Genomic DNA, 11,777 nt, shown 5'->3' on the forward strand with positions numbered 1-11,777 from the left:
GTTGACTTGATAGGAGACACGAACATGGATTTCTACGGATTCGACCGCGCCAAAGCCGTTGCCAACTGCGACAGCCTGAACCTGGGCCTGGCCCGCGACACCGACAGTGTCCGCGCCTGGAACCGGCTGCGCCCGGAACATATCGTCGAGCTGCTGCACGGTGCCGCCGCGGATGCCCGTCAGGATGCGCGCAACCTGGCGGCGCAGATCAGCCGTGGCAGCTGGCGGATCTACATGCAGGCGCCGGCCCAGGGCAAGGCCAACCAGCTGGTCAGCAATGCACGGGAAGTTGCCGTCAGCGCGGGTGGACGCGACTACCGCCTGCAGCTGAATGAGGGCACCAAGCTGCAGCTTGAGCGCATTACCCAGTCGGCGTGACCGATAGACGATAGGGCGCCCGCCGCAGGCAGACTGCGGCGGCGTCCGGTATCGGAAGTGCGGTGTAAATTGTGATTTAAATCACAATTTAATAGCGATCCACGTGAGAACGCCTGCAAGGATTGACGGGTGAAGATCGCGTGGAGAGTCGTGTTCTATGCTGTCGATCAAAATCAAACCAGACGATAGATGTCGCTGGACAAATGAATGCGGGGAGCACCATGGATTCGGTAACCAAGATAATCGCCGCGCTCGCGGCACCGGCGCAGACGCAGCGCCTGCTGCAACTGCAGACATCGTTGGGGAGCGATGTACTGGTCGCCGAAGCGCTGAGTGGCGTCGAGCAGATCGACGGCACCGGTTTCGTGCTGGACGTCACCGCACTGTCAGTGGACGCCCGGATGTCGCCCGACGATCTGCTGGGGCAGCCGGTGCTGCTGCAGATGCAGGCCACCGGCGCGCCGCGCGATTTCCACGGCCATGTCACCGCGGTGGAACGGCTGGGCAGCAATGGCGGCCTGGCCCGCTATCGCCTGCGTCTGCAGCCGTGGCTGGCGTTCCTGGCCCAGCGTGTGGACAGCTACGTGTTCCATGACCGCAGCGTGGTGGAGATCGTCGAGGACATCTTCGCCGACTATTCCGGCCTGGTGCCGGCCTGGCGCTGGGCGCTGGCCGACCGCAGCCAGTACGCCCGGCGCAGCCTGACCACCCAATACCAGGAGTCGGACCTGGCCTTCCTCCAGCGGCTGCTCGCCGAGGAGGGCATCTACTACTGGTTCGAGCATGCCGGCGACCCCGGCAACGCCCGGCTGGGCGCCCATACGCTGGTGTTGGCGGACAACCATCAAGGCGCCCGCGATCTCGGGGCGGTGCGCTTCCATCGCAGCGATGTCACCGAGCGCACCGACAGCGTGCAGCAGTGGTCCACCGCTCGTCGGTGGTGCACGACCAAGGTCGCGCGCGCAAGCTGGGACTACCGCACGCTCGAACTGCGCCAGGCCAGCGCCGAGGCCGACACCGCGCACGGCGCGGCTGGCGAAGACATCGACACCAGCGGCCCATACGGCTGGCAGGACAACGCCCGCGGCCAGCGCCGCGCGCAGCAGCATCTGGATGCATTGCGCGTGCGCGCGCACACCATCGAGGGGCAGGGCAGCTGGCGCCAGCTGGTACCGGGCGCGCAGTTCCAGTTGGGCCAGCATCCGGGTGTGGACGCCGGCACGAGCTTCCTGTGCCTGTCGGTGCAGCACCAGGCCCGCAACAATCTCGAGGCGGACATCCTCGATGCGCTCGAGCAGCAGCTCGGCCCGGTCGCGCAGGCGCCGCTGGCGCTGCCGGTCGCACTGGCCGGGCTGGCCGCCGCCGCACCCGCGCAGGCGGTGACCTCCACCTTCTACGACAACCGCTTCGTGGTGATTCCGGCTGACGTGGTCTATCGCCCGCAGACCGAGGACGGCCACGGCGTGCGCCTGCATCCGCGCCCGTCGATCACCGGCACACTCAGTGCCATCGTGGTCAGCGACGGCGAGCCGCTGCAGTCCGACCGCGACCATCGCATCAAGGTGCAGTTCCCGTGGCAGCGCGGCGGTGCGTCCAGCACCGGCCAGGCGCACCCGGGCGGCGACGACAATGCCCCGGCCAACGGCGGCGCCTGGACCTGGGTGCGGGTGATGACCCCGTGGGCCGGCGACAACTGGGGCGGGGTGGTGCTGCCGCGGCGCGGCCAGGAAGTGCTGGTGGCGTTCCTGGAGGGCGACATCGACCGCCCGGTAGTGGTGGGTGCGGTCTACAACGGCCGCGGCCAGAACGATGCCTCGCACAACCAGGTGGCCAGCGGCGGCGCGCAGGCCACCGGCAACGCGGCCGCGTGGTTCGAGGGCAACGACCACGGCGCGGTGTTCACCGGCTTCAAGAGCCAGGCGCTGGCCGACAGCCAGGGCGGCGCGGGCGGCTACCAGCAGCTGCGCCTGGACGACACCCCCGGGCAGGGCCGCGCGCAGCTGTCCACCACCCAGCATGCGACCACGCTGACCCTGGGCCACCTCAAGGGCGGTGAGGACAACGTGCGCGAGGCCGAGCGCGGCTTCGGCGCCGAGCTGTCCAGCCAGGCGTTCGGCGCGCTGCGCGCGGGCAAGGGCCTGCTGCTCAGCACCGAAGGCGGCGAACCGCAGCTGGCGGCCAATCAGGCGATGGCGCAGCTGCAGGAAAGCACCGAGCTGGTGGCCACGCTCAACGAATCGGCCCACAACCAGCAGGCGATGCTGCCGCAGGAGCCGAGCGAGCTGCCGGCGCACCAGGCGCTGCTGCAGTTGCAGGAAAAGCTGGGCGGCATCCAGAGCGGTGGCCCGGCCGGCAGCATCCAGGGCGGTGACGGCGAAGCGCCGGGTTGGGATGCGCCGACGCTGATGGGCAGCGGCGTGGCCGGGGTGATGAGCCTGACGCCGGCCGACCAGGTGTGGGTCAGCGGCACGCAGACCACGCTGGCCTCAGGTGTGGCGCTGAACTGGCTGAGCCAGGGCTCGCTCACCCTGGCGGTGTCCGGCGGGCTGGTGCTCTACACCGCCGGCAACGAGGCCAAGGCGGACAGTCCCAACGCCGAGCGCGGCATCGCGCTGCACGCCGCGCAGGGCAAGGTCAGCGCCCGCGCGCACAAGAACGTGGCGCAGCTGGCGGCCAAGACCGCGGTCAAGATCGCCAGCACCGAAGCGGACGTGCTGGTGTCGGCACCGGCCAAGCACGTGCTGGCCACTGCCGCCGGTGCGTACCTGCGCATCGAGGGCGACAACATCGAACTGGGTGCGCCGGGCAAGGTGGAGTTCAAGGCCAGCCAGCGCGAGTGGACCGGGCCGGCATCGGTGCCGGGCTCCGTGGTGCTGGTCAACACGGCAGAGGCCTTCAAGCTCAAGTACGTACTGCGCGACTACACCGGCAAGATGATGGCCAATGCGCCGTACACCCTGTTGATGCCCGATGGCACGATCAAGGAGGGCACCACCAATGCCCAGGGCGAGACCGAGCAGGTGATGACCGCCGGGCCGGAAACCATCCATCTGATCGTTGGCGAGGACGAGCAGCAGCACGAAGGCTACTACCTCGCTCCCGAAGAAGGTTGAGTGGCCATGAAGGCCCCCGCCGGACACCTCCAGGAAGAATGATATGGCGAATGGAAATTTCAGGCTGACCTACGAAGACGGCAACCGCGGCGTTCACCCCGCCGCCAAGGTGCGCTATCGGATCCTCCAGCTGCCGGGGCGCGAACAGGTCGCGACGGGCGCAACCGACGCCAACGGCTACACAGTCAACGTTGACAGCCAGAAGCAGGGCTACTTTCCGCTGACCAGCGTCAGGCCGATCGCACCGGTCATTCCGATGAAGGCGCCCACGCTGCTGCGCTTCACGCTGCAGGTCTGGGACTACGACCTGCAGCAGTGGGCCGAGCCCGACCTGAAACCGGTCAGCAAGCCGGTGCATGGTGGCAGGAACGAGCTGAGCATCGGCACCAACGCGATCACGATGGCGCCGGTGGTCTGCGAGCTGTCGCTGCAGCCTTACCTGCGCGTGCTGTTCCAGATGCAGGCCAACAATACGCCGATCGCCAGTGCGCCGTATGAAGCGGTAATGCGCAACAAGGACGGCGACGAAGTGGCCGGCCTGGATGCCGCGCGCAAGCCGGTCAAGGGCAGTACCGGCAAGGACGGCATGACCCCGCGGATCACCTGCAACCAGCCGCTGAAATTCAAGTTCACGCTGCCAGGCAGCAAGTCCGGCCGCAACACCGAGCTGCTCGTGCCGCTGATCAAGGGCCAGCAGGTCACCAAGTACGTGCTTGGGTTGAAGAGCCAGATCGCCTCCACCGAACCCAAGGATGGGCGGACTGCCACCATCCAGGGCAAGGTCAGCGCGCCGGCGGTGCTCAATCCGCAGGCCGAGGAAATGCTGCTGCTGGGGCCGAAGGAATGGGAGGAGTTCGAAGCCCTGAGCGGTACCATCGAGAACACGATGGCCGGGCTGCATCGCGCCCGCGACAAGCTCACCCTGGCGCTCCAGGGGCGCAGCCCGGAGGAAGTCAAGGCGGCCGAGAAGGCGCTGGGCATCGCCGAGGACGACGTGGCCAAGATGTTGAACGACAAGTTCGACAAGCTGACCGAGCTGCAGGAGCTGGTGACGTTCGAGACCTATGACAAGGGCCGCACGACGGGCAACGGTGGGGTCAAGGACCGCATGGGCATGCGCCGCCGCTACATCCCCAAGGCCAAGTACGAGGATCTCAAGCGGCGACGCGTCAAGGGCATCCCGATCAAGGTGGACATGGGGGTGGCGGGCAAGGTCAAGGCCGGCAACACGACCGCATCCAACAAGGCCAAGCATGACCCCTACGGCAAGGAGGACTTCGACCGCGCCAAGTTCATGGAGTCGCTGAAGAAGATCACGACGGCGGCAAAGGTCAGCAAGGAGGTCAAGACCGACCCGTACGTGTTCGACTTCATCGAGGTGGCCGGCAACGAGTTCGCCGAGACGGTCAAGAAGAGTGAGAGTTACGAGGTGCAGAGTTCGGCGCAGTGGCTGCGTTTCGTGGCCGGTGCCGGTGCCAGCGCCGAGGCGAACTGGGACCCGAAGAAAAAGACCGCCAGCGTCAAGGCGCAGGGCAGTGCCTCGGCCAAGCTCGTGCTGCTCGAAGCCAAGTGGGTGCACACCTATTCGGTACCGTCGGCCAAAGGCTGGCAGATGCAGTTCCAGAACATCGACCTGGGCGCGATCGTGTTCGTGGTGGCCTGCGAGCTGTATGGCTTCCTCGGCGCGAAGGCATCGGTGGTCGGCTCGGCCGAACTGACCTACGTTGGTGGGAAGCCGACCGCAACGCCCACACCGCGCGACCGCGGCGATTCGATGTCCGAGAATTTCGATACCGCCCACGGGCTGCCGCGCGCCAACCTCGATCCCGCACGGGTGGTGCCGATGGGGCAGAACGAAGGCGCGCCGAAGGGCAGCAAGGCCGGTGTGGAAATCAACGCTGAGGTCTTCGCCGGCGTCGAAGGTGGCATCATTCCGTCCGGCGATCTGCGCTGGCTGCCGCCGGATCGCCGTGAGCCGGTCAGCTTCGCCAAGCTGTCGGTGGACATCGCCGGCAGTGCCGGTGCGGGTGCCAAGGCGCAGCTGGTGATCTATTACGCCAAGGGCAAGTTCCGCATCAAGGCGGCCGCCCGTCTGTGCTGGGGGCTCGGTGCCAAAGGCGCGGTCGATTTCGCGGTCGATGCCGGCGGCATGGTCGAGTTCGTCAAGTGGGTGTATTACCAACTCGCGCATGCCGGTTTCAAGGCGCTCACCTACATCGCCCAGGACGCGTTCCAGGCGTTGTCGCAGATCCTGTTCATGGTCATCGCCGAAGACAGCAGGGTCGGCCAGTACCTGACGGAGTCGTTCGCGACGGTCAACGTCATGTTCGATTCGCTCCAGGCGCGCCTGGAGCGCGCGGAGGCGCGCTCCAAGCTGGTGAACAGCATCAACCAGAAGCCGGAATGGCTGGTCTACGCCACGCCGGAAACCCGCGGCATGCTGCTGTATGCGATCACCCGCCACTACGCCGAGACCCATACCCACAACGCACCGACGATGGACGTGGGCTGGACAGACGTGCAGGTGCATGCGTTGCCGGCCCACAAGCAGGCGATCCTCAACGTGATGCTGCCGATCACCACCCGTCCGGAGTGGGAGAACGTGATGCAGCACATGACGGTGGACGGCCGCCGCCGCGCCGATTCGGGCAAGGCCGAGGGCGACGTGGTGCGGTTCCTGGATTACGGCTGGTCGTTGAACAACGACCTGCCGTCGGTGTTCAAGCAGATGAACGTGCTGTCGCGCGACAAGCCCAAGGATGTCGGCAATACCTACCTGCAGAAGTACATGGAAAAGCGCGTCGCACTGCTGAAGGAATTCCCGCGCGGTTACGAGGTGGCATACCTCAACGCCATCGACGATCCGGTGCAGCTGGCCGCATTGGACGGCACGGAATCCCCGACCTTCGCGATGATGGACCCGGTGGACGTCTGGTTGAACCGCGACGACACCACCATGATGGCCTGACGCCAGTGTCGGCGGGGAGGTTCAGCCTCCCTGCCGGTCTGCACCTCAGCGGAGCGCGGTCGCGCAGCGGAAGCCGTTGCCGCCGTTCGGGTTGGGATTGCCTTCCAGCACATTGCCTTCGCCATCCGTCATCGGGCCCGGTTCCGGCACGCGGTGATTGCGGGTGAAGGTCATGGACGTGATCGAAAGCTGATCGGCGGCACGGTCCGTACTGCTGCGCTGCACGCGCTCGGTACCCGAGGCCGGGCCGCGCGGATTGCGGGTCTGGCGGGGATCGTACTCGGGGGCGTACCAGTCGGCGACCCACTCATAGCCGTGGTCAACCATGTCATACAGGCCGAGGGGATTGGGGGGAAACGCGCCCAGCGAACTGGTTCGTGAACGCGTGCCATGCATGTCGGCGAAGGCGTCGTACTGGGCGATGCTGGATACGTTGCGGCCGTCCTCCAGCGTGCCGGTGTCGGTCGCGTAGACCCGCATCTTGCCGCCGGCCCGCGCCGCGTATTCCCACTGGGCTTCGGTGGGCAGGGTCATCGGGGTGCCGATCTGCTTGCCGATCCATTCGCAGTACGCGACGGCCTGGGTCCAGCTCACACCGGCCGCGATATCGGGCAGGGTGCGATAGGGCTGGTCCAGTGTGCTCTGCGCGACCCGAGGTTTGCCCACCGCGTCGGTATACACATCGAAGTCGGCATAGCTCACTTTGTGCGACTGCAGCGCGTAATCGTCCAGCGTCACCTTGCGCAGCACATCATCGTCGGTGGTGCCGGAGTAGGGCAGTTTCTCGTCATTGTGCTGCGGGCCGAAATCGCCCATCAGGAACGTTCCGCCCTTGACCTGCACCAGCTGCGCGCGGGTTTTCGCCTTCAGCGCATCGACCGCCTTGGCCGTATCCGCAGTGGGGGGCGTTGGCGGCGTCGCGGCTGCCTTGCCGTCATCGGCGTGGCACGCAGCCGTCCCCAGGATGAGCGTCATCGGCAGCATTGCGGCCATCAGGGTACGGTTGGAAAACATGCCAGGTTCCTTTGACAGTGATGCTTTGAATAGTAACAAGCAGCCTGTTTGGAATGTGAATGCTGGCGCACAGATGCGCACGTGCGCGGTGCCGGGGTCAGCGGGCGCGCCGGCGCGTTCGGCGCATGCTTCTGCGTGGCCAAAGCAGCACGCCGAGGCCGACGCCAAGCACGGTCAGCAGCAGGCCGAGGCCGCCCCAGATGAGCGAGAGACCCCACTCGGCGAAGGTGCTGTCCAGACGCGCTTCGTCGGGTGCATCGGCGCGATAGCGCACCTTCACCGCATCTCCGGTGGCATGGTCCGCAGGGAAGCTGCACTGGCCGCTGACAAACTGATGCGGCTGGTCATCGTTGGCGATGAAGCTGATTCGGGGGCAGTAGAACTGGCGACGCTGGCCATCGCTGTCGCGGTCGGTCGACCAGACCTCGACCACGCCGACCACCTCGCCGGTGGCACTCAGCGATGCGGCGCGGAAGCGCAGCGCATCGCGCGCGAACCAGGCGGTGAGGGCCAGCATGCACAGCCCGATCGCCAGCGGCGTGGCCCATAGCCAGTGCACGCTGATGTCGTCGGAGCGTCCGTCGGGGCGCAGTGCAGTCATGCCGCGTGACGCACCACTTACATCGCCGGGCAGGCCGGATCCTTGCCGAGTACCGCGGCGCAGATCTTGCGGCGGCAGTCGATGCCCTTGAGCGTGTTCGCGCCCGGGCAGCGGCGCAGCTGCGACTGGATGTTGGAGCTGGTGGACGCCGTGGACTTCTTGCCGCCGATGCTGTCGAACGCGGTGTTGGCGTCTGCATCCTGCTGGCGCTCGTCGGCCTGGATCTGGGCGATCAACGCATCCATCGTCTCCGGCTTGGCCTGCGCCTTTGCCTTGGGCTTGGACTTGTCTTCTTCCTTGATGATGCCCAGCAGCGTGCCGAGCAGATTCTCGTCGCCTTTGGGCCTGTCACGCGAGGTGCGCGCGATGGTCGCGGGCGCGGCCGCACGTTCAGCGCCCGCGGTGGCACCGGCCGTGGCGGCCGCCGCCGCGCCGGCCACCGGTGTGGCTGGATCTGTCGCATCGGTGCCCGCGCCGGTTGCCGGCGTCGTTGCGGTGGATGCGGCGTCGGCGGGTGCCGGGGCGGCATCGACGATGGTCGCGCCACCGGCATCAGGTGACGGTGCAGCTGTTGCATCGGCGTTGCTTTCCGGGGGCAGCGAGTAGCCGATCGGTTCCTCGGCGCTGCTGCCCGCGCTCATCCGCCAAGCGGCCAACGCGCCCACGACGACGACGGCCAACGCCATAAGCGACAGCCACAGCCAACGACGTGATCGGGCTCCGGTTGCGGGTGCGGCGCGTGCAGCGCCGGCCACCGGCCGTCCTTCCATGTCAGCCAGGATCCGGCCAGAGCTTGCTGCCGGACTCTTCGTCTGCGCTCCCCCTGAGAGCAGACTTGGTCGATTTATTCCGCCATTATTCAAGTGCATCCAGCCCTTGTTTGGGTCGGCGTCTGCCGAAAGCGAACCGCCCCATTCTAGTGACTGGGGCATGGCCGTCAACAGCGTATCTCAGGGAGCAGCAGTGGTCGTCATTGTCATAGGAGCGGTAGTGCTGTTGGTGGTCATGGCAATGGTGTGCTGGGTACTGATGTTTCCCGATGCCTTTGATCGTGTGCAGGCGCAGCTCGGCCGCTGGTTCGGTCGCGTCGGCCAGGCCGCCAGTGGCGCCGGTCGGCGTGTATCGCAGCGCACCGACCGTCTGCAGGGCGGCGTGCGCGAGGAGCTCGGCGCGGCGCAGGGGGCGCTGCGACGGCATTGGCCGGTCCTTGCGGCGGCCGTTCTGCTGTTGTCGATTCCGCCGCTGGTCATTCTGATCACGCGGCAGAACGTGGTGCTCGATGAATTCCAGGGCGACGACCTGTCCGCGTCGGGCTCGATGGTGGCCCAGTTGCTGCGGGGCGAACGGCTGACCCCGCCGCCGCCGCCGCCGCCGGAGGTCTTCACGACCGAAGAGATTCGCCGCACGCGGCCGGAAATTGTGACGGCCGACAGAAAATGGGGGCAGATTGATCCGGACCTGCAGCAGCGCGTGCTGGCGATCTACGAAGTCATGCGCCGACAATACGGGTATGAAATGGTGCTGGTGGAAGGGTACCGCAGCCCCGAGCGGCAGGCCGAGCTGATGAGCGGCGGCAAGGCGACGCGTGCGGGCGCCTGGCAGAGCTGCCATCAGTATGGGCTTGGCGTGGACAGCGCACCGATCCGTGATGGCAAGCTGCAATGGGACATGGGGGATCCCTGGACCAAGCGCGCCTACTTCCTGTACGGCGAACTGGCCGAACAGGCCGGGCTGGAGTGGGGCGGCAACTGGCGCAGCATCAAGGATTATGTGCACGTGGAAATGTCGCAGCGTTGCCGCGCGGCGCGTGCGGCCAAGAAAGCTGAATTGGCGGGAGGGTGATACTTTCGCCGGTCTACTGGTATCGTTGCGGGACGATCCGGATCGCCAGGGGGTACAGGGGGCGATGGAATGACCGGATGCGCACGCAATCAAGGAGCATGATTGATGTCACGACCATTTGTTGTAGTCGGGGATAAGTTGAGCCACGGTGGCACGGTGGTAAGCGGCGCTGCCGAAACCGACATCGGCGGCAAGCCCGTAGCGCGCATCGGCGACAAGGCGGTGTGCGCGGCGCATGGGCCGACCACCATCGTCAGTGGCGACGCCACGGTGATCATCGACGGCAATCCGGTCGCGCGCGATGGAGACCGCACCGGCTGCGGCGCCACGCTGATCGCATCGCAGGCAACGACAGGCATCAACTGACAGGCAGCGTCGGTTCGACGGAACAGGATGGTTCGATGACTCAGGGAGCGGGACGCTAGATGTCCGGGATACTTGGGAAGGCGTTTTCGGTGATCGCGGTGTTCGCGGTGACCTGGGGAAGCGTGATTTTCTATTGGCGGAACAGTGGCACGGTACCGACCGGCATGGAGATGCTGGCGTACCTGGGCCTGTTGCCGGTGGGCGTGAGCAGCGCCGGCTTCATGCTGCGCAATGCCGGCCGTTCGATGCTGGACAAGGCCGTGGCCGCAGCCGACGCGCCGGATGCGGCGGACACGCCGACGGCCTCGACGGCGACGGACGCCGCGTCGCGCCCGTCCTCGGTGGCCGTGCTGGCCACCGACATGCGGCTGGGCCTGGACATGGACGCGGGCGCCTTGCTCGCGGCTGCGGGCGCATTGCCACGACCGGGCCTGGACGGGCGCTTCCATGATCGCGACGGACTGCCGCTGCTGATGTGCGCGGCCGCCGACCTCGACGACGCCCGCGTGCTGAAAGCGCAGATGGGTGCCTTCGATACGCGCGCCGCCGAGCGCCGTGCGATGGCGCTGCTCGAACCGGTGGCCGACAGCCTGCTGGCGCAGGCGCTGCTCGCCTTGCCCGAACTTGAGGTGGCCGAAGAGCGCGTGGTGGCCGGCCTGCGCCGTCGTGACGAGCAGGTGGTGGACTCGGTGCTGGCCATTGAGCTGCTGGTGCCGGTCGATTGGTCGGTGTCGGTGCGCGGCTTCTGCGCCGAGTGGCTGCAGGGTCGGGCCGAGGCCAATGGCCTGGACGCCCGGCGGTTCACGGTTGACGTCGGCATCGCGGCCGACGCCGGTGAGGTGTGGTCGCGCGTGCAGCGCATTGCCGATGCGGTCGGGCAGGGGACGCCGCCGTGGTATCTGCTGCTCTCGTGCAGTTCGGCGATCGACCCGGGCGTAGTGGCGGCGTGGCTGGAAGAAAACCGCATCCTGCACCGGCAGAACAAGGAAGGCATGATTCCGGGCGAAGGCGCCGCAGGCGTGCTGTTCGCCACGCCGTCGGTGGTGACGAAGGAAACGCCCGTGGTATGGCGACCGCAGCGGATTGAACTGGCGCCGCAGGCGGGCGCGGCGGAACGCCGCCGGCAGAGCGAGGCGCTCGGGCGTGGCCTTCTGGGCAGCCTGACGCTGCCGCCCGATCGGGTGCAGATGGTGCTGCACGATGCCGACCAGCGCAGTGAACTGGCGGTGGATGCCTCGGCCGCCGCCACGGCGGTCAATCCGGATCTGGACATCGGCCGGCAGACGTTGGCCCTGCCGGTCTGTGCCGGCGAACTCGGGCCGGTACTGCCGCTGGCGCTGTTGACGCTCGCCCATCACCACGCGGTCGCTGCGCAGAGCGCGGCACTGATTCTCGGCGTATCCGCGCCCGACCAGCGCCTGGCGGCGCTGGTGGATTTCCCTTCTTCGCATGACCCGTCGGCCGACAGCGTGTCGCCGGCCTAACCCTGGACGCC

General features: G+C 67.0%; 9 protein-coding genes. 6 read left to right on the top strand and 3 right to left on the bottom strand.

Going from position 1 to position 11,777, the window contains the following annotated elements:
* Positions 1-24 precede the first annotated feature (24 nt).
* From GDJ08_RS00065 to GDJ08_RS00075, 3 genes are all read left to right on the top strand, one after another.
* Positions 25-378 (top strand): hypothetical protein, encoded by a 354-nt coding sequence (locus tag GDJ08_RS00065; protein ID WP_136007194.1) that lies wholly within the window; start codon positions 25-27, stop codon positions 376-378.
* Positions 379-599: 221 nt separating this feature from the next.
* Entirely contained in the window at positions 600-3,491 is a 2,892-nt protein-coding gene (locus GDJ08_RS00070) for a type VI secretion system Vgr family protein (protein WP_153164007.1), read from the top strand.
* A gap of 43 nt (positions 3,492-3,534) precedes the next feature.
* A complete protein-coding gene (locus GDJ08_RS00075; RefSeq protein WP_229296396.1) occupies positions 3,535-6,459 on the top strand; it encodes a DNA repair protein in 2,925 nt (974 codons plus the stop codon).
* Between the two features lie 45 nt (positions 6,460-6,504).
* Here GDJ08_RS00075 and GDJ08_RS00080 read toward each other — a convergent pair whose 3' ends face one another.
* The 3 genes from GDJ08_RS00080 to GDJ08_RS00090 form a co-directional block, all read right to left on the bottom strand.
* A complete protein-coding gene (locus GDJ08_RS00080) occupies positions 6,505-7,473 on the bottom strand; it encodes a formylglycine-generating enzyme family protein (RefSeq protein WP_153164008.1) in 969 nt (322 codons plus the stop codon).
* Positions 7,474-7,570: 97 nt separating this feature from the next.
* Entirely contained in the window at positions 7,571-8,074 is a 504-nt protein-coding gene (locus tag GDJ08_RS00085) for a DUF3592 domain-containing protein (RefSeq protein ID WP_153164009.1), read from the bottom strand.
* 17 nt (positions 8,075-8,091) lie between these two features.
* The gene (locus tag GDJ08_RS00090) at positions 8,092-8,760 is read right to left on the bottom strand and encodes a hypothetical protein (protein ID WP_153164010.1); all 669 of its coding nucleotides are present in this window, start codon (positions 8,758-8,760) and stop codon (positions 8,092-8,094) included.
* A gap of 244 nt (positions 8,761-9,004) precedes the next feature.
* On the opposite strand from GDJ08_RS00090, the gene GDJ08_RS00095 reads away from it, so the two are divergent.
* The 3 genes from GDJ08_RS00095 (at position 9,005) to GDJ08_RS00105 (ending at position 11,766) form a co-directional block, all read left to right on the top strand.
* The gene (locus tag GDJ08_RS00095) at positions 9,005-9,916 is read left to right on the top strand and encodes a M15 family metallopeptidase (protein ID WP_229296397.1); all 912 of its coding nucleotides are present in this window, start codon (positions 9,005-9,007) and stop codon (positions 9,914-9,916) included.
* A gap of 105 nt (positions 9,917-10,021) precedes the next feature.
* Positions 10,022-10,282: a PAAR domain-containing protein gene (locus GDJ08_RS00100; protein WP_026070970.1), complete on the top strand. Its 261-nt coding sequence runs from the start codon at positions 10,022-10,024 to the stop codon at positions 10,280-10,282.
* Between the two features lie 59 nt (positions 10,283-10,341).
* The gene (locus tag GDJ08_RS00105) at positions 10,342-11,766 is read left to right on the top strand and encodes a hypothetical protein (protein ID WP_153164011.1); all 1,425 of its coding nucleotides are present in this window, start codon (positions 10,342-10,344) and stop codon (positions 11,764-11,766) included.
* Positions 11,767-11,777: the final 11 nt, after the last annotated feature.

This window comes from Stenotrophomonas nematodicola, assembly GCF_009467805.1.
GTDB lineage: Bacteria > Pseudomonadota > Gammaproteobacteria > Xanthomonadales > Xanthomonadaceae > Stenotrophomonas > Stenotrophomonas nematodicola.

What these genes read in the sequence shown, in the direction of transcription:
- GDJ08_RS00065 (WP_136007194.1), top strand. Translation starts at nt 25, where the DNA reads ATGGATTTCTACGGATTCGACCGCGCCAAAGCCGTTGCCAACTGCGAC.
- GDJ08_RS00070 (WP_153164007.1), top strand. Translation starts at nt 600, where the DNA reads ATGGATTCGGTAACCAAGATAATCGCCGCGCTCGCGGCACCGGCGCAG.
- GDJ08_RS00075 (WP_229296396.1), top strand. Translation starts at nt 3,535, where the DNA reads ATGGCGAATGGAAATTTCAGGCTGACCTACGAAGACGGCAACCGCGGC.
- GDJ08_RS00080 (WP_153164008.1), bottom strand. Translation starts at nt 7,473, where the DNA reads ATGTTTTCCAACCGTACCCTGATGGCCGCAATGCTGCCGATGACGCTC.
- GDJ08_RS00085 (WP_153164009.1), bottom strand. Translation starts at nt 8,074, where the DNA reads ATGACTGCACTGCGCCCCGACGGACGCTCCGACGACATCAGCGTGCAC.
- GDJ08_RS00090 (WP_153164010.1), bottom strand. Translation starts at nt 8,760, where the DNA reads ATGGCGTTGGCCGTCGTCGTCGTGGGCGCGTTGGCCGCTTGGCGGATG.
- GDJ08_RS00095 (WP_229296397.1), top strand. Translation starts at nt 9,005, where the DNA reads ATGGCCGTCAACAGCGTATCTCAGGGAGCAGCAGTGGTCGTCATTGTC.
- GDJ08_RS00100 (WP_026070970.1), top strand. Translation starts at nt 10,022, where the DNA reads ATGTCACGACCATTTGTTGTAGTCGGGGATAAGTTGAGCCACGGTGGC.
- GDJ08_RS00105 (WP_153164011.1), top strand. Translation starts at nt 10,342, where the DNA reads ATGTCCGGGATACTTGGGAAGGCGTTTTCGGTGATCGCGGTGTTCGCG.